Source organism: Acetobacter sp., assembly GCF_047723915.1.
Classification (GTDB): domain Bacteria; phylum Pseudomonadota; class Alphaproteobacteria; order Acetobacterales; family Acetobacteraceae; genus Acetobacter.
In genome coordinates this window covers 137,394-162,422 of record NZ_JBDOBQ010000003.1, presented here as the reverse complement: position 1 = coordinate 162,422, position 25,029 = coordinate 137,394, and the positions used below count along the sequence as shown (strand labels likewise).

Genomic DNA, 25,029 nt, shown 5'->3' with positions numbered 1-25,029 from the left:
GAACGAGGTTCGTGGCAGGTCCATGACAATGCATGTTGTAGATTTTTCCCTGAACGCTTTTTCGTTCCGTTCGGCGTCGTCATCTTTCCTGCTTGCCTTTCCCGCGCTGTTTTCCATCGTCAACCCGCTGGGGGCATCGCTGATTTTCGCGCAGGCTACGGCAGGCCGGTCCCCGCGTGAAATTCTGGCCCTTGCCCGGCTGGTGTCGTTCTATTCCTTTGTGCTGGTCATGGCCTCGGTCTGGCTGGGCAGCATCGTGCTGGCGTTTTTCGGCATTACGGTCAACGCCCTGCGGGTTGCGGGCGGTCTTGTCGTGGCGGTGCGGGCCTGGGCGCTGCTGCACAGCCCCGAAAGTGTGGAAGCGCAAAAGGAAAAGCAGGCCCTGCAGGGCGGGCGCACGGTCATGGCCTCGAACTGGGCCGACGCCGCGTTTTTTCCGCTGGCCATGCCGTTTACCGTGGGGCCCGGCACCATAGCCGTGGCTATTGCCCTGGGGTCGGGCTGCCCGGCGGATGAGCCGTTCTGGGCCTACGGGCTGGGTGTCAGCGTTGCGGCCATTGCCGTGGTGCTGATTGTGTGGGCTGCCTATTCCAGTTCGGAAAAACTGGTGTCCATGCTGGGTATTACCGGCACACGCATTGTCAGCCGTCTGGCCGCGCTGGTGCTGCTGTGCATTGGCGTACAGATCATGGCGGGGGGCGTACAGGGTTTTGTAACCGATACCTGGGCGCATTTGTCCAAGGTTGCGGCGACACGGGGCTAAACAGCCGCGGCCTGAGCTGCCGGGTGGTTTGTGCCGTCAGATTTCCATGATTGCGCTGCCCGTTATTCGGGCACCAGCATGCTGGTTTCGTAGTCATGCGCGCCCAGCACCGTTTTCAGGCGCGCGAGTATGGCCTGTGCGTTCTCGGCAAAGCCATAGGGCGGGTTGATCACCATAAGCCCCGACCCGTTCAGCCGATCCGGGTCATGCGGGGGGCGCATGAGCAGTTCCGTGACCAGAATATTACGCTGTCCCGTTCCCGCCATGGCGGTCTGAAAAGCGCGCACGGGTGTTCTGTGCTTGATGGGGTACCACAGAGCCACCACCGCGTTCGCGAACCGCGCCCGAATGGTGGCAAGCGCGTCGGCAAGGCGGCTGAATTCTCCCGGCTCTTCAAACGGCGGGTCCAGCAGGATCAGGCCGCGCCGGGCGGTTTTGGGCGGTAGCAGGGCGCGCAGGGCCTCGTAGGCGTCACGTTCATGTACGGAAACATTGGGGGTCTGGGCAAACAGGCGGTACAGGGCCCGCTTGTCGTCGGGGTGTTTTTCGCAGCAGATCAACTGGTCCTGCGCACGCAGCATGCAGGCCGCGAGCAGGGGTGAGCCGGGGTAGAACCGTGGTCCGCCAGCCTGCCGCACCAGAGCGAGCCAGGGCGCCAACGGGCTTGAAGGGGCTTCTTCCGCCAGCAGGCCGATTCCCTCACGCCATTCGCCGGTTTTTTCGGCCTCCTCGCTTTGCAGATCGTAGCGCCCGATTCCCGCGTGGGTGTCCAGCACCATGAACGCGGACGGCTTGCGTAAAAAACTGTGCAGCAGGCTGACCAGCAGGGCGTGTTTCATGCAGTCGGCAAAATTGCCGGCATGGTAGATATGTCGGTAGTTCATGGGATGGACGCAACTGCCTCAAATCGTGTGGCCATGTCTTCAAGCGGCCAGCGGGGGCGGGGGCGCATGGCGCTGTCATCGGGCGGGGGCATGTGGCGCCTTGCGGTTTCATGCCAGGTTTCAAGGGCGGCCCAGGCGACCATGACGGCGTTGTCCGTGCAAAGCCGCAAGGGGGGCGCGGTAAAACGCACGCCGCGCCGGGCGGCGCAGTCTTCCAGCCGGGCGCGCAGCACCGTATTGGCGGCCACCCCGCCTGCGGCGACCAGCAGCCCGGCCTGCGGCATCATGTCCAGCGCGTGTTCGATCCTGTCGGCCACGACGTCGGCCACGGCCTGCTGGAAGGACGCGGCAAGGTCGGCTGCGAACTGGCGCGGCAGGGCGTCCTGCCCGTAGGGGGCCAGTTTCTGGGCAATGGCGGTCTTGAGCCCGGAGAACGAAAAATCGCACCCTGGCCTGCGCCATAGCGGGCGGGGCAGGGGTATGGCGGTGGGGTCGCCCTCGCGCGCCAGTTTTTCCAGCGCGGGGCCGCCGGGCCAGCCAAGACCCAGCATTTTGGCCACCTTGTCGAAGGCCTCCCCCGCTGCGTCATCGATCGTGCCGCCAATCTTGCGATACTGCCCGACGCCTTCCACCGCCAGGCACTGGCAATGCCCGCCCGAGACCAGCAGCAGCAGGTAGGGAAAGGGTGCGCCCCCTTCCACCAGCCCCGGCAGGCGGGCCGTCAGGGCGTGGGCTTCAACATGGTTGACCGCGACAAAAGGCACGCCAAGGGCCATGGCAAGCCCCTTGGCAAAGCCGCTGCCCACGATCAGCCCGCCGATCAGCCCCGGCCCGGTGCTGGCCGCGACAAGGGCGATGTCGGCGGGGCGCAACCCGGCGTCGTGCAGGGTGGCGCTTACCACACCGGGCAGGAGGGCAAGATGCGCGCGCGCGGCAATTTCGGGCACGACCCCGCCAAAATGGGCATGCCCGTCCTGCGACACCACATGCTGGCCCAGGCAGGTGCCATCGGGGGCAAGAATGGCGCAGGCTGTCTCGTCGCAGGAGGATTCGATGGCAAGAACGGGACCGGGTGGCATGGGGGGGATGTCAGAGAGGTTCATGGACGCACCGGGCAAAAGGGAGTAACGTACTGCCCACGAAACAGAGGGAGAAGGTCGGAATGTCTTTCCGGTCGTGTAAGTTTGTCAGACCAGCCGGGCATGATCGCGTCTTGTCCTTTCGTGCTTCCCGGTAAATAGACACATCTTATGGAGCAAGCCCACCCCTCTGCCATGCCCGTGTCTTCCGCCTTGCAGGAAATCGCGGCCGAAGCCGTTGCCCGCCAGAAAAAAGTGGGGGGGCATTCCGGTCGCCATTCCCTGCCGTTACGGGTGGGTACGCGTGGTTCCCCTCTGGCCCTGGTGCAGACGCGCGCGTTCCTGACCACGCTGACCCGGTTCTGCCCGGTCCTGCGTGACATGGGCGCGTTCCAGGAACACCAGATCAACACCACCGGCGACCAGGTGCAGAACCGGCGTCTGGCGGAAATTGGCGGCAAAGGCCTGTTCGCCAAGGAAATTCATGAAGCGCTGGCCGATGGCCGGATCGATTTCGCGGTCCATAGCCTCAAGGATCTCGAAACAACCCTCCCGCCCGGTCTGGTGCTGGCCTGCACCCTCAAGCGCGAAGACGCGCGTGACGCGCTGATTCTTGGCCCCGGCCTGACCCCGACCGACCCGGACGACCCCTATTCCTCCCTGCCGCAGGGGGCGCTTGTCGGCTGTGCCTCGGTCCGGCGGCAGGCCCAGATGCTGCATGTCCGCCCGGACCTGCAATTCGGCCTGCTGCGCGGCAACGTGCAGACCCGACTCGACAAGCTGGCAGCCCGCCAGTGCGACGCGACCCTGCTGGCGCTGGCCGGGCTCAAGCGTCTTGGCATGGCCGAGCGCGCCAGCGTTGTCCTGGCCCCCACCCTTATGGTGCCCGCCGCCGGGCAGGGGATCGTGGGTGTGACGGTGCGTGAGGACGATATCGAACTGCGCGAACTGCTGTCCGCCATCGAGGATTACGAAGCCCGCGCCGTTGCCACGGCGGAGCGCGCCCTGCTGGCCGAACTGGACGGGTCCTGCCGCACGCCTATTGGCGGCTACGCGCAGCTTATTCCCGTAGTCGCGGGCGATGCGCCCGAACTGCACCTGACAGGACTTGTCGCGCGCGAGGACGGGTCTTTCCTGCTCAAGCGTGCGATCAGCGGCCCGCCGGAAGATGCGCAGCGTCTGGGGCGGGAACTGGGCAGAAGCCTGCGCATGGACAGCCCATCCGATATTTTCGAGGACACCGGGCCAGCCTGACGCATGCCCCGGCCCCCCAAGACAGGCCACCTTTCGGGTGGTCGATCGGGTCGCCAACCGGGTTGCCAGCCGGGGCACCTGTCACAACCCCGGCCGGGGTTACGCCCACTCGATGAAGATAAAGTCGGCCCCCAACCGTGCAGCGGGCATGCAGCGGGACATGCCGCCGATACACCGGCGGCTGCCCCGCAGGAGGGGGCAGCATCCTGTGCCGAGGGGCATGGCGGCGCACGGTTCCCACAGGATGTGGCCACGCCATTACAGGATGACGAACAGAACGGTTTAGCCGGCGTACTTGTTACCCGCCCCGAACCAGGACTGAGCGAAACCCTTGCCGCCGTTGCCGCCGCAGGTTGGCGGCCCCATGCATCACCCGCTCTGGTCGTGCAGCCCCGCCCGCTGGCCGCCACGCCTTACCCGCCTGCTGCTGTTGTGCTGACAAGCGGGCAGGCCGTGGCATGTGCCGCTGCCAGCTTGTCGGCGGACGTGCCGCTTTTTGCGGTGGGGGCAAGAACCGCCGAACGGGCAAGGCAGGCAGGCTTTACGCAGGTATACAGCGCGGATGGTGACGCGGCGGCACTGGCAATGCTGCTGATACGGCACAGGGCACCGGCCGACGGCACATTGCTGCTGCTGTCGGGGGCGGGGCAGGGGCGCGACCTTGCCAGAGTGTTGCGGCAGGCGGGTTTTCGTGTGCTGCGGCGTATCGCTTACGAGGCACGGCCTGCCGCCACCATCGGCCCGCAGGCTAAGCAGGCGCTGGAGCAGGGTGAGATTGCGGCCATTCTGTTTTTTTCAGCGCTCAGTGCCCGTTACTGGCTGGCGGCCCTGCCGGATGGGCCTGTCAGGCTTGCTGCATGTTCGGCCCGGGCGGTGGTGATCTCCGCCAGTGTTGCGACTGTTCTGCATGCGTCGGGGTGGGCCGGGCCCGTGGTCGTAGCGAAACATCCCGATGCGGCGGCAATGCTCGATGCATTGGGCCGGGTGGCGCGGGCACCTGCCCGACAGGTTTCAAAACGATCGGCCGCGCCAGACTGATCGAAAAAAAGACCTCCGGACCGCAATGGCCGGAGGTCTTTTTTCAGGCGGCTGTAAAAGCCCGGGTTCAGGCGTTGCCGGCAGCCTGCGGGAAGTCGGCGCGGCGGGCCTGCCACAGGGCCACAAAGTCGATCGGCTGAAGCACGATGGGCGGGAAACCGCCGTCACGCGTGACATCGCTGATGATGTTGCGGGCATAGGGGAAGATAAGCCGGGGCACTTCGACCAGCAGGATCGGTTCGACCAGATCCTGCGGCGGGTTGGTCAGTGTCACGACCGCGGCATAAACCAGCTCAGCGATGAACACCGTGCGGCCAGCCGGACCATCCTCGTTTTCGGGCGCTTCCTTGGCTTCGGTCTTGATGCTCAGGATGACCTCGTAAATCATCTGGTCGTCCTGCAGGCGGTTGGCCTGGACGTCGATATTCACGCCGATCTGCGGCTGGCTGCGCAGGGTGGCAAAAATTTCCGCACCTCCGGGCACTTCGAAGGAAAGATCGCGCGTATACTGCAGATTGATGGTCAGGGGCAGTGCGGGCGGAGTGGACTGGACAGTTTCAGACATGGATGACGGTTTTCCTGCTGTCGGCTTTACATAACCCTTTCGCGGTAGCATGCCCGGGGAGCTTCGCCAATAACTCATCCGCCTGTCGCCGCGTATCTGGCGAACAATAGGCGGGAATTTGGCGTCACGGCGGAGCGGCCCATGGGCAGGGGCGATATCGGGCGCTATGCGGCCGGCATCCGCCCGTTCCGGCGTGATCAGGGGCGGTGGTGCATCCAGTCGCCGTTTTCCATGCTGCGTCCGCTCAGTGCGAGCAGGAACCACCAGTGCGAAACGACCAGAATCTGCTCATGCGCGCGTTCACGGGTCATGCGCTGGTTGAAGGTCTGCGCCCGCTCATGCAGAATACGGTCGGGTTCCGGCGGGGGGGACCACCAGTCCTCGCGCAGGGTGCTGAAGTCCAGCGCAGGCCAGGCCTGCGCCAGAGCCGATGCGGGCGTGCCCTTGTCGCACGAATACATGCCCCGTTCGCGGATGATGGGCGTGATCTCGGGGGTAATGCCAAGCGCGGCGGCAATGGGGGCAGCTGTCTGGAGCGTGCGCGTATAGGGCGATACCAGAATGCGCGTAATGCCCAGCCCGTGCATCTGCCGTGCAAGCTGGGTGGCATGGGCCTGCCCCTGAAGGGACAGCGAGGGGTCGGGTGTGCCCGGATCACGGCCCTGCTGGGCATAGAGCCGGTTGAATTCGCTTTCGCAATGTCGCAGGATAATCATGGATAGGATCTGTTCATGGTATTATGACCGTATGGTGACACGATCGGAACATTGCCTTTGGCGTGTGACGGATGCGCGCCATTGTATCGGGTTTGCCGCATGACTATGTGGTAAGGACACAAAAAGGGAAAGCGGTTTCCCGCAGCGCGGGTTGGAATGACCCCGCGCGCAGAGAGGGTAGGCGTAAGACAGATGGATTTTTCTCTCGGCCATTTTCCGGTCGACCTGGTTTTGCTGGCACTGGTGGCGGCGTTTCTGGCGCTGCGCCTGCGTGGCGTGCTGGGCAAGCGGGTGGGCATGCAGCCCCAGCCCGTACCCGTGCCCCCCCGCCCGGATGCGGCGGTCCGCGCGGTGGAAAATATTGCCAGCCAGCCCGAGGTCAGCCCCACCGCTTTCGATATTCCATCCCCCGGAACACGGGTGGGACAGGCATTGCAGGACATCCATAAGCTGGACCCGGCTTTTGCCGCCCAGCCCTTTCTGATGAACGTGCAGATCGTGTTCCCGCAGGTGGTCAAAGCCTATGCCGAGGGTAACCGCGAACCGCTGAAAACCTATCTTATTCCAGCAGTGTACGCCATGTTCGACACCGCCATGTCGGCGCGCGAGACCGCGGGCGAAAAACAGCGGACCGACATAAAAGCCATACGGTCCCTGGGTATCGAGGACGTGCGGCTTGCTCCCCTCGCGACCGGGGTGGGCAGCATGGCCGCGATCGATGTGCGGATTGTCTCCGACCAGATCAGCCTGCTGGTCGATGGTGAGGGCCAGCCCGTGACCGGCACCGACGCCGTGACAGAATTTTCAGACCTGTGGACGTTCGAACGCCTTCTGGGTGTCAGCGGCACGGGCTGGCGCCTTGCGGCGGCGCGCAGTGCGTGAGTGCGGGCGACAGGAAGGGTAGCGGGGCGGCTTCCAGCACGCCGGTCCCGGCGCGTGCTGCCAGGACCAGACGGTACCGTGTGGGTGAACAGCAGATCGTGCAGGGGGATTGCCTGCGCGTGCTCCGCCGCATGGCCGGGCAGTCTGTCGATGTCGTTGTAACGTCTCCCCCTTACAATATCGGCCTGTCCTACCGTTCCTACCCCGACCGCAGGGGAGAGGACGATTATCTGGACTGGATGGTGGAGGTCGCAACCCAGTTGCGGCGCGTACTCCGCCCCGATGGCTCCTTTTTTCTCAATATTTCAGGCTCGTCCGCACAGCCCTGGCTGCCCTTTGAGCTTGTCGTGCGGCTGCGCGCGCTGTTCGTGCTGCAAAACCATATTGCCTGGGTCAAATCCATTTCGGTGGGGGAAGACAGCTTCGGCCATTTCAAGCCCATGAACAGCCAGCGCTATCTGCACCGTGGGCATGAACACGTGTTCCATTTCACGCTCGATGGCGCGGTTGCGCTGGACCGGCTGGCGGCAGGGGTGCCCTACAAGGACAAATCCAACATAGCCCGGCGTGGCCACAGCCAGGACCGGCGCTGCCGGGGGGACACCTGGTTTATCCCGTATGAAACGGTGCGGGGCCGGGCCGGGAAATTCGACCACCCCGGCACCTTTCCCGTCGCATTGCCGGAACGGTGCATTCTGCTCCATGGAAGGTCGGCGGCGGATGTGCTCGACCCTTTCATGGGCACGGGTACGACCCTGCTCGCCGCCCAGCGGCTGGGCTGCAGGGGGGTCGGGATCGAGCTTGACGGGCAGTATGTCGCGGTTGCCCGCGCCCGCCTGAAGGAGGATGACACGCCGCCTGTTGCCCCCGCCCCCCCCGACCCGTAAGGGCGCTGGGAGCATCTTGATCGATTTTGTTCATAATTATTTCAAGAATAATCGTTTTGACTTTTTGATGTGTATCAAACACAAGCTCAGGTCAGAAAGAATATGAAACAGACGATAAAGCAATGCCGAGGGGGAATTGAAATTGAAACGCATCGTAGTTGGCCTGATCGGGGCCGGTATTGTGGCTTACGGCGGAACAGTCGCCTTTTTACAGCATTTCGATCACGCTCAGGCGCCCGCACTGCCTGCGTCGTCCCCTACGCTTAAAAATCCTGTTGCTCTGGCGGCCTTCAATGTCATGAGCGAGGCGCGATGCGATTACTGTCACGCCACCGGGCGTGAACTGCCATTTTATTTCAACCTGCCCGTTGCCCATACGCTGATGAGCAGCGACCTGGAGCAGGGGCGGCGGCATTTCCGCATAGAACCCGTTCTGGCCGCCCTGCAGGATGGCACAGCCCCGTCGGAGGAAGCGCTCTCCCGGATCGAGGAGGTCATTGTCCAGAACCGCATGCCGCCCACGCTGTATCTGCTGCTGCACTGGCATGCCCACCTGTCCAATGCCGACCGTCAGGCCGTGCTGGCCTGGGTGCGCGATACGCGGCTGCGCTACTACCCCGACAAGATGGCCGCCGCACAGTTCGCCGGTGAACCCGTACGCACGGTCCCCGCCGTTGCGGTGGACGCGGCCAAGGTCGAACTGGGCCGCAAGCTGTTTTTTGACAAGACCCTGTCTGGCGATGGTACCGTAAGCTGCGCAAGCTGCCACGATCTGGAACGTGGCGGGGTCGATCACCTGACCACGGCCACGGGTATCAGCGGGCAGAAAGGGCCGATCAACGTCCCCACGGTCTATGACGCCTATTTCAAGATCGCGCAGTTCTGGAACGGCCGCGCGCCCGATCTGGCGGCGCAGGCGGCAGGCCCGGTCATGAACCCGCTTGAAATGGGGTCGCACGACTGGACCGTTGTTGCCAGCAAGCTGGGGCCGGACTACGCACCGCTGTTCCAGGCGGCGTTCGGGGCGGATGCACGGCCTGACGAACACACGATCACCACGGCGATCGCCGAGTTCGAAAAAACGCTGGTCACGCCCGACAGCCCCTTCGACCAGTATCTGAAAGGCAAGGCCGACGCGATCAGCGACCAGGCCAAGCGGGGGTATGAGCGCTTCAAGGCCATTGGCTGTTCCGGCTGCCATAGCGGTATCGGCCTGGGTGGTGGCGGCTACGAAGCCATGGGCCTGGAGGCGGATTACTTCAAGGATCGTGGCGGCCCCGTGACCGATGCGGATGAAGGACGCTATACGGTCACGCACCAGGATCAGGACCGGTCCCGCTTTGTGGTGCCCAACCTGCGCAATATCGCCCTGACGGCGCCCTATTTCCACGACGGCAGCGTTGCCACCCTGGAGGATGCCGTGCGCAAGATGGCGCATTACCAGACGCCCGACAGCTCGCCATCCGATCAGGATGTGGCGGATATCGTCGCGTTCCTCAAAACCCTGACCGGCACGTATGACGGGCATGCCCTGACCAACGCGGCAAACTGAGGCGCGGGGCCGAAGACCGGGCCAGAACTAGGCCAGGACCAGACCAGAACTGGTTTAAGCTCGGCCTGAGACCAGGCTGAGACTGGTCTCAGGCTGGGCACGTTTTCTTTTAAGGCCTTGAAATACGGCCCGGTAGCAGGTGATAGACTTGCTACCGGGCCGTTGCCGTTTGTAACGTGTCATAAGCACATGGCCTGTAAATTTTACAGGCGGGCAGCGGGTGGGCAGAGCGGTGGCGAACAGGCGGCGGCATTTCAAGGAGGAGGAAAAGGCGCTGTGGGCGCTGGTCGTACGCGACGTCTCCCCCCTGCGTGTGGCCCCCAGTGTGCCCCCCAATGGCGAAACTCCACTGCCCCCGACCGATCCCGTCTCCCCCCCCATGGCTCCGGGCAGGAAGCGGGCACGCCAGCAGGCAGGTCGTGCCGGGGCCGTTGTTCAGATTGGGGCCTCCTCCGCCAGCGTGTGTGGCGACCCTTCAGGGAGTCCCGCGGGCAACGTGGCCGATAACCTTGCAGGTCATTCCTTGAGCACTCTGTCGGGCGATCCTGCGGGGGAGACCATGGCCGACTATATGGGCGATGCCGTGTTGGGTACCGGTGCGGAACCGCCGTTTCCCGGCAGGGTGCCTGTGGCGGCCCCGGTCAGGATTATCCGAACGGCGACTGCGGCACAGGCCATAGGCCGCCGTCAGCCCGGGGTGGATGACTATAGCTGGCGGCGTTTTTCAGATGGCGGCATGCGTGTTGAACTGCGGCTGGACCTGCACGGCATGGTCGCACAGGACGCTTTTCGCAGGTTGATGGAGTTCATGGACGTGGCCACCCGGCGCGATGTGCGCTGTGTGGAAATCATAACCGGGCTGGGCACCGGGCAGGAGGGCGGCATTCTGCGCCGTGAACTGCCGCACTGGCTGGAACGTCCTGAAATACGCGGCCGGATTCTGGGCCTGTCCTACCCCCATGTGGGTAACAGGGGGTCTGTCCGGGTGCTGTTGCGTCGCAGAAAAGGCTGAACGACGCGCTCTGTCGCAGTCTGTAGGCAAAAAAACTGTGGCAGGGCGCGCGCGGGGCTGGCCCGAAACTCTGTGTTTCAGGCATTTCCGCGCAGGTTGCGGCACAATCCTAGAGTTTGCCCGTGCCCATGCCGTTGCGCCAGCGGGGCAGGTTGAGTGCCAGCCACCGGCGCAGCCCCAGTATGACGTTCACATCGGGCATCAGGCTCATGTAAAAGGACATGCACTCCGCACCGCTGAGCAGCATGTCGCGGTTGTCGGCGGCTTCCTGACGGATTGCGGGGTTTGCCGCACACATTTCCGCGGCATGCCGCCAGCGTGCGACGGACGCAGGCGGGGTCAGCAGGGGCAGGAGCAGCGCTGTCTTTATGCTCGCGGCGGCGGCGACCGCGTGCCATGTCGCCGCAAGCGGAGCCAGGGTGGCCTTGGGGTGCTCCTGGCGCAGCACGCTCATGAAATCTGGCAGGTCCTGCACGCCCTCGCCGCTCAGGGGGCGGGTGGTGTTCACGAACAGGGGGGCGAAGCCGTCATTGCGCAGATCCGCCATCCGGCCCGCGAAGTCCGCGTCCAGGGGAAGCTGTATGGCGTTGACGCTACCGGCCCGCAGGGCAGCCATTGCGGCATCGGGCGTGCCGTAGCCGCTTACGGGCAGGGGGCGCAGGCCCAGCAGGTCGAGGGCCAGCAATGTGGGCAGTTCGGGGCCGGTGGGGCCCAGAACGGCCACCTTCGTCTGCTGGTTGCCCAGAATCGCCCCCAGCGAGCGGTGCAGCGCCACGCGCCCGACCGCAACAGTGGGCTGGCGGGCGATCAGCACCGGCATCCAGCGCTGGTAATCGTAATGAACGCGCATGTCGCCGGTCATGGATGTCAGCATGGTGGTGCCGGGCGCCACCAGGGCTGCCGGGGCATTTATGGCCTGCTGCTGGGCGTCGAACAGGTTGGCCCCGGTCACGCCGTCCCATCCGGTGGTGGTTTCAAGACTGAAAGCTGGGCGATCGAGCGCATGCGCCATAAGCGGTGCCAGCGCGGTGGCCCATTTGCCGCTGGGTGTGTCGGCGGTTCCGGCAATGACCAGCCGTGTCGCACTGCCTGTTCCGGGCAGGCCAGCCCCGTTTACCGGGTCCGCCGCGGGGGGATCGTTGACCAGAATGCCCGATGCGTCCTGTGTTGCGGTATCCTGTGCCCGGGCCATGCCGGTCGCGACAAGGCCCGCTGCCGTGCCGGTTACGAACACGCGGCGCGTCAACGGGCGCGGGTGCGCGCTACCATGGCGTGATGAAAGACGGCGGGTCTCGTCAGGGTCAGGCAAGCGTTGTGGTTCCTCTGCTGATCGACGGGCGCATGCTACGACAGATTGGCGGCAGAATCACGGCAGTTTTATTACGGCCATTTCACCTCGGGCGGCATGCTCATCAGAATGGCTTCCGTGTGGCCGCCGGTTTTCAGCCCGAACAGCGTGCCCCGGTCGTGCAGCAGGTTGAATTCGACATACCGCCCGCGTCGTACAAGCTGGGCCTCGCGCTGTTCGGGGGTCCATTCCTGCATCATGCGCTGGCGGACGATCCGTGGGTAGGCGTCCAGAAAAGCCAGCCCCACATCCCGCGTGAAGGCGAAATCCGCGTCGGTATCGCCGGTGTTGAGCCGGTCGTAGAAAATGCCGCCCAGCCCGCGCGGTTCGTTGCGGTGGGGCAGGTGGAAATACGTGTCGCACCATGCCTTGAAGCGCGGATAATACTCCGGGTCGTGCCGTGCGCAGGCCTGTTCGAAGGCGGCATGGAACACGGCCGCGTCGTCCTGGGCCTGGGCGCTGTCGGGGAACATGGGGGTAATGTCGCCCCCGCCGCCGAACCAGCCCTGCGTGGTTACGATCATGCGGGTGTTGAAATGGGCCGCGGGCACCAGCGGGCTGCACAGATGCGCCACAAGGCTGATACCGGTTGCAAAAAAATGCGGATTTTCGGCGGCGCCGGGAATGGTCGCGGCAAAATCGGTATTGAACGTGCCTTCCACCGTGGAGACATTGACCCCCACTTTTTCAAAAACCCGGCCGCGCATGACGCTCATCACGCCGCCGCCGCCGGGGCTGCCGTCTTCGTTGGCGCGCTGCCATGCCTTGCGTTCGAACCGGCCGGGGGTGTCATGGCCGGGCAGGGTGGGGCTGCCCAGTTGCCCGGCATCTGTCTCGATCTGTTCGAACGCGGCGCAGATCCGATCGCGCAGGTCCTCGAACCATTGGCGGGCAGTGTCTTTCAGCCGGTCATGGGCGGGGACGGAGGCAGGCTTTGTCAGGGTCATGGGCGGCGGCTCTTCTGTTCGGGCAGTCCATCAATAGGGCGTGCGATAGGGCGTGCGGCATCCCGGGTGCGGCCAGGGCGGGACGGATACAGGACCCGGGCCGGCTCGTGGGATGGCCGGGCGGGGCGCGAAAGCATGCCCCCGGTCGTGGGGCGGGCGGACATGGTTTGCATGCGGGTCATTGCCACACCATCCCGTTCACCGTTAAACCGTAGCCATGCCCGGCATGGTGTGGCAGACGCGGGGGGAGAAGGCAACATGGCTGGTGGCGTACCATCCTGCCAGAATACCGACAAGATCGACGAACCGGCCTGCCCGGCGGCCCAGGGCGCTGGCGTGACGGGTTTTGTGCGGGGTTATGCGCGCCTGCCGCTTCCCGCCGATCTGAACTGGTTCTGGACCATAGGGGCCATGCTGGTGGCGGTGCTGGGGCTTATGGTGCTGACCGGGCTGACCCTTTCCCTTGCCTACACGCCCGATGCGGGGCTTGCTTTCGGCTCGGTCGAGGCACTGGAACGCCGCCTGCCTTCTGGCTGGCTGCTGCGCGCCATGCACATGACCGGGGCATCGTTCTGTATGGCGGCACTGTACGCGCATATCCTGCGCGGGCTGTATTACCGCTCGTATCTGGCGCCCCGGCGCGGGATATGGCTGAGCGGATGCACCCTGCTCGGGCTGCTCATGGTTACCGCTTTCGCCGGGTATGTGCTGCCATGGGGGCAGATGTCCTATTGGGGGGCGGATGTCGCGGGCAAGGCCGTGGGCAGTATCCCGCTGGCAGGCCCGCTGGCCGAACGGATTTTTCTGGGCGGGGAATTGCCCGGCACCCCGACATTGCACCGCATGTTTACGCTGCATTTCAGCCTGGCGTTTCTTATTGTCGGGGTGGTGGGGCTGCATGTCGCGCTTGTGCATGCGCGTGGCAGTTCCAGCCCGTCTGGCAGGGCCGTTCCGGCCCGTGGTTTCCTGCCGTTCCATCCGTATTTTACGGTGCGGGACATCCTGGCCGTTCTGGTGTTCGCGCTCGTTTTTGTGCTGGTCATGTGCTTCTGGCCGGGGCTGATTACGGAGCCCGCCAATTACCGCCCCGCCAACCCGCTGCACACGCCCACCGATATCGAGCCCGAATGGTACTTTCTGCCGTTTTACGGCATGATGCAGGTCGTGCCTTTCAAGCTCGGTGGCGTAGTGTTGTCTGGCGGGGCGGTGGCGCTTCTGTTCGCGGTGCCATGGCTCGACAGGGGAGCGGACAAAGTGCGGGACCGGCAAGCTGGAGTCCCCCATCCCGAGGTCTGCAATATCGCTACCGCGCCTGACGCTGTGCCCGACACTGCTGCGGCTGACGGCCCGGCCCGTACGGTCTTGCACGGTGGCGATGCCGGGCTGGGTAGCGATATGGGGGAAAGCGGGCAGATGGCGCATGGCGTATGGTCCGTGCCGGGACGGATGTCGGGGTCTGCATGGGGGGCCACGCTGGCGCTGGCAATGCTGATGGGCGCGGCCGTGATTGCGGCATCCGCCGGGCGGCACCACGCACAGGGTGGCTGGCTGCTGGCGGGGCGTGCGGCCATTGCGGTGTATTACGCCTATTTTCTGGTGTTCCTGCCCCTGCGCGGTCGGGCGGGAAAGGCCCGGCCATGAAAACCATGCTTTCAGCCATTGTGCACACACAACCGGTCCGGTCCGGGCATGGGCGGTGCAGGGCCGGCCGTGCGGTACGGCTGCTGGCGTGCGGCCTTGCCGTCGTTGCGACCGCTATTATCCCTGTGGCGCATGCCGCCGACGATACGCTCAGACCCCGGCATGCGCCTGCGCAGGGGTGGTCCTTTAACGGTGCTCTGGGGCGGTTCGACCTTGCCGCCGTGCAGCGGGGCTATGCGGTGTTTTCGGGGGTCTGTGCGTCCTGTCACGGTCTGGCGCAGGTTCATTTTTCCGACCTGATGGGTATGGGGCTCGATGCGGAGGACGTGCAGGCCGTAGCCGCCGCGTGGCAGGTGCCCGACGGGCCGAACGCGCAGGGGCAGCTTCAGCGGCGCAAGGGCCGGCCAGACGATGCACTGGCCTCACCCTACTGGGGGCCGGCCGCCGCCAAGGCGGCCAATGGCGGCGTCGTGCCCCCTGATCTGTCGAGAATCGTGACGGTCTACCCCGGTGGCGCGGACCGGATTTACGCCCTGCTGACAGGGTACGCGCCCGATGCGGCTCCGGCCGGGCATGATTTTGCAAACCCCTATGCCATAGGGCATCGCACGGCCATGCCGCCGCCCCTGCATGACGGAGCGGTTCAGTATACCGACGGCACACAGCCCGGCGTGCAGCAGCAGGCGCGCGACGTGACCACGTTCCTGGCATGGGTTTCTGCCCCCCATCAGGACGCACGGCGCCGGGTAGGGGTGGGTGCGGCGCTGTATTTGTGCTTTCTTGCGCTGCTGTTTGTGATCTTAAAGCGGAGAATCTGGTCAGATGTCAGAAAATGAAACCGTGGAACCTGTCATAGGCCTTATCGGCGGGTCGGGCCTGTACGATATTGACGGTCTGCAGGACAAGGAATGGCGCACGGTCGAGACCCCATGGGGCAGCCCGTCCGACCAGCTTCTGTTCGGGCGGCTTGACGGTGTGCGTTGCGTGTTTCTGCCGCGTCATGGGCGTGGGCACCCCATTCCGCCTTCACGTCTGAATTATCGCGCCAATATCGCGGCGATGAAAATTTCGGGCGTGACCGATATTGTCTCGCTCTCGGCCGTGGGGTCACTCAAGGAAGAACTCCCCCCCGGGCGTTTCGTGATCATCGACCAGTTCATTGACCGCACCATCGCGCGGGACAAAAGCTTTTTCGATACCGGTTGCGTGGCACATGTTTCCATGGCCGACCCGCTATGCTCCCGCGTGGGGGACGTGCTGGAGGCCCAGGCGGCCAGCCTGGGCATGGATGCGGCCCGTCGCGGTACGTATCTGGTCATGGAAGGGCCGCAGTTTTCCACCCGTGCGGAAAGCGAGTTGTATCGTACCTGGGGCTGCTCGGTTATCGGCATGACCAACATGCCCGAGGCCAGCCTGGCCCGTGAGGCGGAGATCTGCTACGCGACCGTGGCCATGGTGACGGATTACGACTGCTGGCACACCGAGCATGACAATGTGACGGTGGATAGCGTGATCAAGACCATGCAGGCCAATTCCGCCAAGGCGAAGGCGCTGGTCAAGGCTGTCATTCCGGCATTGGGTGGCAAGGCGCGGGCTCTGTGCCATGCCGGGTGCGACCGGGCGCTGGAATACGCGATCATTACCGCCCCCGAGGCGCGCGACCCGGCCCTGATCGGCAAGCTGAAAACGGTTGCAGGGCGCGTGCTGTAAAAAGGCGCATTAAAAAAACACCACTGTCCTCCGGCTTTTTTTGCCGGGGGCGGGGCAGCCTGCGCGCTGGGTATGTGGGGCTGGCCGGCCTTTCCCGTTCAGCCCCGTTCAGCCCTGCACGGGGTGATTTTTCTTATCGGTTCGGGCGTGCCGGGCGCATGCGTTCAAGCACACCGTCGCGCAGAATGACGGCATGGCAGATCGCGGCAATGCCGTGGACCAGAGCCAGCCCGATAATCAGCCACGCCGTCCAGTTGTGGAGTTGGCGAAATAGCACCACGCTGTCATGGGATGCTGCGGCAAAAGGCGATCCGATCTGGAGTGCAAAAAAGCTCATGGCACGGCCGGCCCCCCAGCGCCACGCAAAGCCAAGGCAGGCTTCGGCCACCAGCAGGGCGTAAAGTGTATACGCCATGCAATGGGCCATACGGGTTGCCATGACCGATCCGGACGAGGCGAATCTGCGCCCCTTTGTCAGCCGCCAGCCTATGCGCAGGGCCAGAACGGCCACCAGTGTCAGTCCCGCTGTCATATGTGCGACCACCATGACATGGTGGGTCGGATGCGGCACCAGGTCCCATGTTTCTCCCAGCCCGAACAGGGCGAACACCAGCGCTGCCGTCAGCCAGTGCAGCACGATGGTCAGACTGTCGTAGCGTTGCAGCGCTTCGGGCGCGGGGGACGAAAAAGACGTGTCGGCGGTCGTGGTCAGGGGCACCGGGCAGGCTCCGTGGCGCGATGGAAAACAGGTGTCAGGATAGCAATGTTTTGTGCACCGAACAGGAAAATCAGCGTGCGTGCGGGCTGGTCAGGGCCAGGATATCCGCGTGCGGTCTGGTAAAGTCGCCCCGTAATCCGTCACTGATCGCAAGGGCTGCCACGCGCAGGAAAAGCCATGGCTTCGTGTACTGCATGGTTGGCAAAAGCCATTTCAGAATCAGGAGCGGCAGGATTGCATAAAAATACCCACCGGCCAGAGCCCTGAAAAAAGGCAGGTCGTTGCGGATAACATAATAAGCTTTCCACAAGGGCGTATAAACGCACCGCCCACCGGTCGGGGTGGTGCAGTCATGGACAAAACGCACGGCCGGGGCGAATAGCAGCCTGTAGCCGTGTTGGGTGATGCTGAGCGTGTAAAGCGAGTCATCGCGGTAAATGAACAGGTCCCGGCGTGGCAGGCCCAGACGGCCACGCACCAGATCGCAGCGGACAAACAGCCCGACGAAGGAGGAAAAGCCGATATCCGCCGGCTGGGTCCGGGCATAGGCTGCATCCCCTATGCCGACAGATCCCGTTTTTTGCCGTATGGCCCGCCAGAGTGTGCGGGGGGAGCGGAAAACATCCATGCCCGGCCTGTTCATGGCGCAAATCCGGCCGTCGGGAAAATAGACGGCTGCGGCAACCCCGGCCACGTCATGACCGGGGGCAAGGGCAGCAAAGCTGCTCAGCGCGTCGGGGGCGGGGTAGGCGTCGTCATCGTAGCACAGCAGCCAGTCGCAGTCGGTCTGCCGGGCGGCGTTTTCAAAACCATGGGCAAAACCGCCCGCTCCACCCAGATTGACCGGTTCATGCACGATGCGCAGGCGCGGATCGGCCAGTGACTCCAGATACGGTCCCGTTCCGTCGGTTGAGGCGTTATTGACGACGATGATGCTGCAAAACGGGAGTGCCAGCGTGCGCTCGATCGTTGTTTTCAGCTTTGCAAGCCGGTTATACGTCACGATGACTGCCGCCACGCGCGGCATGGGCACGCAACCGTCGGTCACGCCAGCGTATCCGTGCAAAACATTGCCATGTTTCTTACCCTTTTTTGTGGCGTCACACCGACATGGCCCGTCATGCGGGCAAGCGGCACCTGTTCTATCATCCGCGCGGCGGGCTGGATAGCAGCCGTGCTTTGCGCGCGGGGGTGCTGCCGGGCGTTACACCGGGCCTTTGTCCGTGTTTTTGCTGTACAGATCGCGCCAGAACTGCTCGGTCGTCATGGTGTGGCGGGCCTGGCTGTAGGCCCGTTCCAGGCGGGGGGTGCGCCACAGGAAAACCGCGGCACATGTCAGGAATTGCCGGATCACGCCAAAGGCCGCACGCCTGTCATGGACGGCCAGGTAGGCAAGCTGCGTGGGCTCGTGAACATACAGCACGCCCCGGCGGCGGAAAATCTGGCGCAGCACGGCGCGAAATCCCTTGTCCTGCCGCACGAAGCATTGGCCAATGCAGGCTGCGGGCAGGAGCAGGCCGTTCAGCGTCAGCAGACGCCACAGCCGGTGCAAACGGGATTCCGGGCCGGTCTGCACATCTGCTTCCCTGTCAAAGGGATTTTGTACATGCTCCAGGGGCAGCATGCGTTCCTGCGCATCAAGCGGGGCAAGCGCTGCCCGGACGGTGCGCATGTCCAGGTTATCCAGCCAGAACTGTGGACCCTGTGCTGTGTCCCGTATGGCCATGCAGACGGCCCTGGCGGAGGCATAGTTGCAGGATAGCAGGGCGGCCAGGAACCAGCGCAGCATAGTCCTGAGCGCACGCAGCCTGCTGTTGTGTTCAAGCATGAGCAGAATGCAGAGTGTCGCCCTGACGCCCAGGTACCGTGTGCTTGGATTTTCCTTGATCTGGAAACTTTCCCCCCAGCATGCAATGCCGTTGAAGGTCGCGACCGAGAACGGATTGATCAGGCTGAAAAGAATGTCGTCCCCCCGCACAAAAAACGGAAAGGGAAAAGCCCGCGCCTGGTCGATCCGAAAACAGAAAAACCACCACGCGCCATAATCGACACGGCTATCCTGCAACTCCAGTTCCAGCAGTGCCGCGGGCTCCCTTACGTCGTAGCCATGGTAACGGGGCACGACGCTGCCGTTGCGGAAAAGTGCTCCCTGTTCGAACAGGCGGTAAGGGGTCTGTTCTTCAAGCAGCGCGCCGGAAATGGCCAGTGCCGGGTCTTTGGCAAAACGTTGCAGGGCAAAGGCCCGTCGGATGGACTCACTCTCGCAGGAGGCGTCGTCATCCATGAACAGGCAGTGTGTAAACCGCCCGCTTTCCCGCAGGTACAGCAGCCCACGTGCAAACCCGCCTGAGCCGCCATAATTCTCGTTGGGCAGAAGAATGGCCCCTTGTGCGTCATCCGCGGTCAGGTTGCGTGAATTGTCCACCACGACAAGTTCGATACAGTCCCGATAGTCAGGATCGTCCAGCAGTTCGGCCCGCAGCCGCGCGATGGCGGGCACTACCTGAGTTTGGCGGTTGTAATGGGTAATGACAATTCCAAGTCGGGTTTGCGGGGCAGGGCGGGTGGCGGTGGCAAAGCGGCCCCCGTGTAGCTGAACACCGTCTTCCAACGCGTCGAGCGTGCAGTAAAGCAGGCCGTTGCCCAGTGCTGCCCAGGGCACTTCCAGCAGCATATTCTGTGCCAGATCGTAGTCCTGTGCCCATAGTTTGGTGCGGGTGCCGCATGGTTCCAGCACTGTGGCGCAAAGGGTAATGCGCCCCACGCCGTGCAGTTGCAGGAAAACTGAATCCACAAGTGTGCTGCGTTTCAGCCCCGCTATGGACAGGGTGTTGAAATACGTATCGAACGAGACCGCACCGCCTTTGGCCAGTTCCAGCCGGCGGGTGGCGGTTTTTGCCCGGACCCCCGGCCCTATGCGGGCGTACAGATCGGCTGGTGCGCCAAAAATGGCACCGGGAAGCAGCAGGTGCTGTAAGGTAAAAACGGTAAGTCTCCGCGCAAACAAGAACCCCCGCCATCATAGCGGCGGTGGCGGATGCCGGACAAGACAGGGAACGATTTTGGCGCCCCGTCAGCCAGTGCCAGTGCCAGTGCCAGTGCCAGTGCCCGGGCGTGGACTGGCCGGGATGCGGCGTACGGGCGTCACCAGATGGGAACGGTGTGCCCAAAAAATTCAGCACGGACAGGGGGCTATTAAAGGCGCAGAATTTTATATTGTCCGAAATAGTTTTTCTTCATCACGTTATGAATGGCCACTTTGACCGACAACATGGCCTGGTAACTTCTGGGATCGGTTTTGCCCAGCACTTCATCCATGTTGAAGAGAATAATCAGATCGCCATCTTCTATGACAAGGTTTCTTTTGCATTGTAACAGGGATGAATTGTAAAAATATTTTACGCAGTAATCTTCAAGCGCTTTGGGTTTGACTGAAAAAATACAATAACTGAAACGCAGTTCCTGTTTTGGCTCTTCCCGGATCAGTTCGCTCACCACTAGCGATACACTTGAACGCGGGGGTTTGATGACAAACGGACTGGTTGCAACGCCAAACATCATATATTCTATTCTGGATACAATAGTGTCGAATAGCACCACAAAAAACATAATTATTTTAGACAATAATTTCATTACCGTGTGCTTGTTATGTTTCTAATCAAATAGACGTTGCTGGGTATGTTCTCGACCTCACCTCCGGACGTGCTTTGCAGCTTTGACGTTTTGGTAACGCGCGATGTAACCGATCCCCGGCAGAAATTACGGTAGTTTAATGATTTTAGCTACCTTTTAAAATGTCGATTTCACACGCGTTCGGGCGACTGACGCGTGCGTGACGCGCGGTGTCCACACCCACCCCTGTCGCCTTTGCCAGGTGTTTCGGCAAAAGGTGCATTTTGGCAGGCAGAGGCCGTCATGTGCATGTGCGCCAAGTCTGCGTTACCCGCTCCATACCCGTTGACTGGCGAGAAAAGAGCAAGACAAAACGCGAGCGCTGAAGAATGGCTGACCGGCATAAGGGACGAAAACCAGCCTTATGAGGTAATTCACGATTTTATGAAAATAAAGGTTGGTGGAGGGGGTTGGATTCGAACCAACGTAGGCGTACGCCAGCGGATTTACAGTCCGCCCCCTTTAGCCACTCGGGCACCCCTCCATCGCGGTGGAGGAAGACCTATAACCTGCTGATTACGTTGTCAATGCCCTTGGTAACATTCTTTGCCATGGCGTGTGACCGGGGCGGAATGCGCCATGGCGGAGCTTTTTGCCCGCCGGGGGTGGACAGCCCCGACCGTTCGGGAGAATGCTGCGCCAGCTTGCGGTGTCATGTCAGAAAACAGGAAAGAAATCTTGAGCAAACATCAGATGGCCCGGCGCCATACGCCCCGTTCCCTGGCCACGCTCCAGACCCCCATTGTGGCGCTGACAGCCTACACCACGCCCATGGCCCGCCTGCTGGACCCCCATTGCGACCTGCTGCTGGTCGGGGATTCGCTGGGCATGGTCGTTTACGGCATGGATTCAACCCTGGCTGTCACGCCGGATATGATGGCAGCCCATGGCCAGGCGGTGGTGCGTGGCAGCCAGAAGGCCTGTGTGGCGGTGGACCTGCCTTTTGGCAGCTATCAGGAAAGCCCGCAGCAGGCATTTCGTGTGGCGGCCGATCTCATGGCCAGAACCGGGGCGGGCTGCGTCAAGCTTGAGGGCGGGCGCGAAATGGCGTCCACCATCGCTTTTCTTGTCGAGCGTGGCATTCCCGTTATCGGGCATATCGGGCTGAAGCCGCAGGCCGTTCATGCGCATGGGGGGTTTCGCACCGTCGGGCGCGGGGCGGAGGCCGCACAGGTCATGGAGGACGCGCTGGCGGTCGAACAGGCCGGTGCTTTTGCAGTGGTGATCGAAAGCACGATGGAACCTGTGGCACGGGCCATTGCCGCAAAGCTGACTATTCCCACCATCGGTATTGGCGCGTCCCCCACCTGCGGGGGGCAGGTTCTGGTTACGGAAGACCTGCTCGGGCTGTTTCCCGATTTCACGCCCCGTTTCGTGCGGCGTTTCGCCGAACTCGGGCAGGAGGTGGACCGGGCCGTTGCCGCATACGCCGCTGCCGTGCGTGAACGCAGCTTTCCCGGCCCGGATGAATGCGTGGGCCTGACCGACACGCCCTGAACCAGACCGCCCGAGCAAGAAATGTCAGGTATCGAGCCGGTCTGGGAACGGGAACGGCCCGCATAGGCGGGCCGTTGGTCGAACGTTTACTGGTAACGGGCCAGCCACCAGCCATAAGACGGCGGCAGGAGGGTTTCCACGTTCTTGGCGTGCAATGCGCGCGAGGCTTCAAGCGGCCAGTGCGGGTTGGCCAGGAACGGGCGGGCAAGTGTTGCAATATCCAGAATATCGTTGCGGATCAGGGCATCGGCCTGCCGCCCTTCGCTGATATACCATGACGTGCTGACCGGAATATCGGCCTCCTGCCGGACACGGTGCGCAACAGGCGCCATGAAGGCCGGCCCCCACGGGATCTTGGCCGCAGGGGTCGAAAACCCGATGCTGACATCAATGAAATCCAGCCCGGCCTCTTTCATGCCGCGCACGAGACCGATGGAGTCCGCCAGGGTTTCCTCGTCCCGGCCGTCGAACTCGATCACCCCGAACCGTACGCTCAGCGGGCGGTTTTCCGGCCAGACCGCGCGTACGGCCCGGAGTGTCTCAAGCAGGAAACGCCCCCTGTTCTCGACCGAACCACCATAGCTGTCCGTACGCTGGTTCGAATGCGTGGACCAGAAGCTCTGGGCCAGGTAGCCATGGGCGAAATGCAGCATCAGCCAGCCAAAGCCCAGATCGCGGGCGCGCTCGGCCGCACGCACGTAGTCCGCCTTGACGCGGGCGATGTCATCGAGCGTCATCGCCTGGGGTTCGCGCGACAGGTGTTCGCCAAAGGCAATGGCGGAGGGGGCAATGGTCTGCCAGCCGCGCGGGTCGGTGGCGGGAATATGGTCATCGCCTTCCCACGGGACGTTCGCGCTGGCCTTGCGGCCCGCATGCGCAAGCTGGATACCGGGCACCGCACCGGCCTTGCGCATGGCCGCGACAAGGGGTTCGAATGCCGCAGCCTGTGTGTCGTTCCACAGCCCGAGGCAGCCGGGCGTTATACGCCCCTCGGGGGAGACGGCCGTGGCCTCCACCGTCACCAGTCCGGCCCCGCCGCGCGCGAGTGTGGTGTAATGCACGTCGTGCCAGTCATTGGGTACACCGTCCTGCGCCATGTACTGGCACATGGGGCCTACGGCAATGCGGTTGCGGAGTGTTACATCCTTGAGCGTGTAAGAATCGAATAAAGCTGGCATGGTCATGTCCTGATCTGTGGCGGGCCGTTCCCACCCAATAGTTCGATATTAATCGAACTATTGGGTGGGGCAAGGGAAAAGTTGTAAGGTGGCAGGCATGAAGCAATACGATCATCCCACGGCGGACGACTTTCAGGTGTTGCCGATCCTGCATGCCCTGTCGGACCCGTTCAGGCTGTCCATCGTGCGCAAGCTGGTGGAATTGCAGCCCCAGCCATGCGCTCCCCTGCAGGCGGGGCGGCCAAAATCCTCGGTCTCGCACCATTTTTCAGTGCTGCGCAAGGCAGGTCTTATCCGCACGGATGTGGTGGGGGTGGTGCATATGAACAGCCTGCGCACCCAGGAACTGGAGGCGCGCTTTCCCGGTCTGCTGGGCACGATTCTGGCTGCTCTGGCGCGGGAGGAGGAAGGCTCGGCTTCTCCGGTTCTCGCGCCTCTGGCAGTGTAAAAGACGGCCCGACACCAGATACTGGCCGGGCAAGATCTTCAAGGGGGCCTGTCCCGCAGGTTATGCGGGCCTGGCAGGGCTGCTGCTACAGACCGAAGGCACGGGTTTGCGCCCGGTGTCGGCCCCGAATATTCAGGGCGCCTGCCGGCCCTGATCATTCCTCTCAGATCCCCTCAGCGTGCCGTTGCCGGTTTTGAAAACCGCAGCGGCACGTGGTTCTGTTCGGGGGGCGTGTGTTTTACCCGCCATAACCTTCGGGGTGTGCTTCGCGCCAGCCAAAGGCGGTCTGCACGATCCGGTCGATGTCCGTGAACTCCGGCGCCCAGCCCGTGGCCTGCATAAGCCGGGTGGGGCTGGCGACCAGACTTGCAGGGTCACCTGCCCGGCGCGGGCCTGCCTGCCACGGCACGTCCAGCCCGCTGATACGGCCAACCGCATCAATAATTTCGCGGTTGGAATTGCCCCGTCCCGTCCCGACATTGAATACGACACTCTTGTCGTTCAGCAGCGGCAGAACGGCCAGATGCGCGCGCGCCAGATCGCTGACATGGACGTAATCGCGAATGCAGGTGCCGTCCGGCGTGGGGTAGTCCTGGCCGAACAGGGTCAGGGCGGGTCGTCTGCCAAGGGCTGCGTCGATCACCAGCGGGATCAGGTGGGTTTCGGGCCGGTGGTCTTCCCCCGCGCGGCCGGCCGGGTCAGCCCCGGCTGCGTTGAAATAGCGTAGGCATGCGCTGCGCAGGCCATGAATTCGGTCCGCCCACAGCAGGGCGCGTTCCACCATGTATTTGCTTTCGCCGTAGGGGGAGCCGGGGCAGATGGGCGCGTCCTCGTCAATGGGGCCATCCCCGGCGGAGCCGAACAGGTTGGCGGTCGAGGAAAACACAAAGCGTTTGATACCGTGGCGCACGCAGGCATCGATCAGCCCGTAGCCGTACCCGGCGTTCGCGCTCATGTACAGCATGGGGTGCTGCATGCTTTCCCCTACAAGGGACAGCGCCGCGAAATGCAGAACGCCGTCCCACGGGCCACGGGCCAGCACGCTGTCCAGGCGGGGAATATCGGCAATATCGCCCAGCACGAAACTGGCTGCCTCGGGCACGGCGGCGCGGTGGCCGGTGCGCAGGTTATCGAACACGACCACTTCATGCCCGTCATCCAGCAGGGCCAGAACAACATGGCTGCCGACATAGCCAGCCCCTCCGGTTACAAGAAAACGAGCCATGATGGTGCCTTCC

The 25,029-nt window shown here is 63.3% G+C and carries 24 protein-coding genes and 1 tRNA gene; 12 read left to right on the top strand and 13 right to left on the bottom strand.

All coding sequences use genetic code 11. The features are described from left to right. Nucleotides 1-28: 28 nt before the first annotated feature. Nucleotides 29-763, top strand: a complete 735-nt coding sequence (locus ABF990_RS03765; RefSeq protein ID WP_415506478.1) for a MarC family protein — start codon at nt 29-31, stop codon at nt 761-763. Nucleotides 764-825: 62 nt separating this feature from the next. Here the strand turns inward: ABF990_RS03765 and ABF990_RS03760 are convergent, their stop codons facing one another. Together ABF990_RS03760 and tsaD are read right to left on the bottom strand one after the other, a co-directional pair. Further along, nucleotides 826-1,647, bottom strand: coding sequence for a 23S rRNA (adenine(2030)-N(6))-methyltransferase RlmJ (locus tag ABF990_RS03760; RefSeq protein ID WP_415500774.1), 822 nt, complete (start codon nt 1,645-1,647; stop codon nt 826-828). Then, complete coding sequence (tsaD, locus tag ABF990_RS03755; protein WP_415500776.1) at nt 1,644-2,750, bottom strand: tRNA (adenosine(37)-N6)-threonylcarbamoyltransferase complex transferase subunit TsaD; 1,107 nt, start codon at nt 2,748-2,750, stop codon at nt 1,644-1,646. Before tsaD ends, ABF990_RS03760 begins: the two co-directional genes overlap by 4 nt. 147 nt (nt 2,751-2,897) lie before the next feature. On the opposite strand from tsaD, the gene hemC reads away from it, so the two are divergent. Then, nucleotides 2,898-3,980, top strand: coding sequence for a hydroxymethylbilane synthase (gene hemC, locus ABF990_RS03750; protein ID WP_415492183.1), 1,083 nt, complete (start codon nt 2,898-2,900; stop codon nt 3,978-3,980). 246 nt (nt 3,981-4,226) lie between these two features. Further along, nucleotides 4,227-5,018: a uroporphyrinogen-III synthase gene (locus ABF990_RS03745; protein WP_415492184.1), complete on the top strand. Its 792-nt coding sequence runs from the start codon at nt 4,227-4,229 to the stop codon at nt 5,016-5,018. A gap of 67 nt (nt 5,019-5,085) precedes the next feature. Here the strand turns inward: ABF990_RS03745 and secB are convergent, their stop codons facing one another. Continuing rightward, nucleotides 5,086-5,583: a protein-export chaperone SecB gene (secB, locus tag ABF990_RS03740; RefSeq protein ID WP_415492185.1), complete on the bottom strand. Its 498-nt coding sequence runs from the start codon at nt 5,581-5,583 to the stop codon at nt 5,086-5,088. 197 nt (nt 5,584-5,780) lie between these two features. Continuing rightward, complete coding sequence (locus ABF990_RS03735) at nt 5,781-6,299, bottom strand: histidine phosphatase family protein (protein WP_415492186.1); 519 nt, start codon at nt 6,297-6,299, stop codon at nt 5,781-5,783. Between the two features lie 192 nt (nt 6,300-6,491). Between ABF990_RS03735 and ABF990_RS03730 the strand changes: the two genes are divergently transcribed. From ABF990_RS03730 to ABF990_RS03715, 4 genes are all read left to right on the top strand, one after another. Continuing rightward, the gene (locus tag ABF990_RS03730) at nt 6,492-7,181 is read left to right on the top strand and encodes a Tim44/TimA family putative adaptor protein (protein ID WP_415492187.1); all 690 of its coding nucleotides are present in this window, start codon (nt 6,492-6,494) and stop codon (nt 7,179-7,181) included. A gap of 80 nt (nt 7,182-7,261) precedes the next feature. Beyond that, nucleotides 7,262-8,068, top strand: a complete 807-nt coding sequence (locus ABF990_RS03725; RefSeq protein ID WP_415500778.1) for a DNA-methyltransferase — start codon at nt 7,262-7,264, stop codon at nt 8,066-8,068. A gap of 142 nt (nt 8,069-8,210) precedes the next feature. After that, the gene (locus tag ABF990_RS03720) at nt 8,211-9,620 is read left to right on the top strand and encodes a cytochrome-c peroxidase (protein ID WP_415492189.1); all 1,410 of its coding nucleotides are present in this window, start codon (nt 8,211-8,213) and stop codon (nt 9,618-9,620) included. 232 nt (nt 9,621-9,852) lie between these two features. Continuing rightward, the gene (locus tag ABF990_RS03715) at nt 9,853-10,632 is read left to right on the top strand and encodes a Smr/MutS family protein (RefSeq protein WP_415506477.1); all 780 of its coding nucleotides are present in this window, start codon (nt 9,853-9,855) and stop codon (nt 10,630-10,632) included. A gap of 109 nt (nt 10,633-10,741) precedes the next feature. Here ABF990_RS03715 and ABF990_RS03710 read toward each other — a convergent pair whose 3' ends face one another. Together ABF990_RS03710 and hemF are read right to left on the bottom strand one after the other, a co-directional pair. Beyond that, nucleotides 10,742-11,941: a hypothetical protein gene (locus ABF990_RS03710; RefSeq protein ID WP_415492535.1), complete on the bottom strand. Its 1,200-nt coding sequence runs from the start codon at nt 11,939-11,941 to the stop codon at nt 10,742-10,744. A 71-nt stretch (nt 11,942-12,012) separates the two neighbouring features. Beyond that, complete coding sequence (gene hemF / locus ABF990_RS03705) at nt 12,013-12,927, bottom strand: oxygen-dependent coproporphyrinogen oxidase (protein WP_415492536.1); 915 nt, start codon at nt 12,925-12,927, stop codon at nt 12,013-12,015. Nucleotides 12,928-13,098: 171 nt separating this feature from the next. On the opposite strand from hemF, the gene ABF990_RS03700 reads away from it, so the two are divergent. The 3 genes from ABF990_RS03700 to ABF990_RS03690 are packed head-to-tail and all read left to right on the top strand — an operon-like array spanning nt 13,099 to nt 16,278. Next, complete coding sequence (locus tag ABF990_RS03700) at nt 13,099-14,568, top strand: cytochrome b (RefSeq protein ID WP_415506476.1); 1,470 nt, start codon at nt 13,099-13,101, stop codon at nt 14,566-14,568. Beyond that, nucleotides 14,565-15,404, top strand: a complete 840-nt coding sequence (locus ABF990_RS03695) for a cytochrome c1 (RefSeq protein ID WP_415499947.1) — start codon at nt 14,565-14,567, stop codon at nt 15,402-15,404. The genes ABF990_RS03700 and ABF990_RS03695 overlap by 4 nt, the downstream gene beginning before the upstream one ends. Continuing rightward, complete coding sequence (locus tag ABF990_RS03690; protein WP_415499946.1) at nt 15,391-16,278, top strand: S-methyl-5'-thioadenosine phosphorylase; 888 nt, start codon at nt 15,391-15,393, stop codon at nt 16,276-16,278. The genes ABF990_RS03695 and ABF990_RS03690 overlap by 14 nt, the downstream gene beginning before the upstream one ends. A 133-nt stretch (nt 16,279-16,411) precedes the next feature. Here ABF990_RS03690 and ABF990_RS03685 read toward each other — a convergent pair whose 3' ends face one another. From ABF990_RS03685 to ABF990_RS03665, 5 genes are all read right to left on the bottom strand, one after another. Continuing rightward, a complete protein-coding gene (locus tag ABF990_RS03685; protein ID WP_415491143.1) occupies nt 16,412-16,996 on the bottom strand; it encodes a cytochrome b in 585 nt (194 codons plus the stop codon). A gap of 70 nt (nt 16,997-17,066) precedes the next feature. Then, nucleotides 17,067-18,044, bottom strand: coding sequence for a glycosyltransferase (locus ABF990_RS03680; protein ID WP_415499945.1), 978 nt, complete (start codon nt 18,042-18,044; stop codon nt 17,067-17,069). 156 nt (nt 18,045-18,200) lie between these two features. After that, nucleotides 18,201-20,003: a glycosyltransferase family 2 protein gene (locus tag ABF990_RS03675; protein WP_415491145.1), complete on the bottom strand. Its 1,803-nt coding sequence runs from the start codon at nt 20,001-20,003 to the stop codon at nt 18,201-18,203. Nucleotides 20,004-20,191: 188 nt separating this feature from the next. Next, on the bottom strand, nt 20,192-20,629 hold the full coding sequence (locus tag ABF990_RS03670; protein WP_415491146.1) for a hypothetical protein: 438 nt from the start codon (nt 20,627-20,629) through the stop codon (nt 20,192-20,194). Between the two features lie 437 nt (nt 20,630-21,066). Beyond that, a tRNA-Tyr gene (locus ABF990_RS03665) sits at nt 21,067-21,152 on the bottom strand. A 194-nt stretch (nt 21,153-21,346) separates the two neighbouring features. On the opposite strand from ABF990_RS03665, the gene panB reads away from it, so the two are divergent. Further along, a complete protein-coding gene (gene panB / locus ABF990_RS03660) occupies nt 21,347-22,165 on the top strand; it encodes a 3-methyl-2-oxobutanoate hydroxymethyltransferase (protein ID WP_415491147.1) in 819 nt (272 codons plus the stop codon). Between the two features lie 86 nt (nt 22,166-22,251). On the opposite strand, the gene ABF990_RS03655 is transcribed toward panB, so the two are convergent. Further along, nucleotides 22,252-23,343, bottom strand: a complete 1,092-nt coding sequence (locus ABF990_RS03655) for an NADH:flavin oxidoreductase/NADH oxidase (protein WP_415491148.1) — start codon at nt 23,341-23,343, stop codon at nt 22,252-22,254. A 97-nt stretch (nt 23,344-23,440) separates the two neighbouring features. Between ABF990_RS03655 and ABF990_RS03650 the strand changes: the two genes are divergently transcribed. Then, nucleotides 23,441-23,791: an ArsR/SmtB family transcription factor gene (locus tag ABF990_RS03650; RefSeq protein WP_415491149.1), complete on the top strand. Its 351-nt coding sequence runs from the start codon at nt 23,441-23,443 to the stop codon at nt 23,789-23,791. 238 nt (nt 23,792-24,029) lie between these two features. Here the strand turns inward: ABF990_RS03650 and galE are convergent, their stop codons facing one another. Further along, nucleotides 24,030-25,016: a UDP-glucose 4-epimerase GalE gene (galE, locus tag ABF990_RS03645; protein WP_415491150.1), complete on the bottom strand. Its 987-nt coding sequence runs from the start codon at nt 25,014-25,016 to the stop codon at nt 24,030-24,032. Between the last annotated feature and the right edge of the window lie 13 nt (nt 25,017-25,029).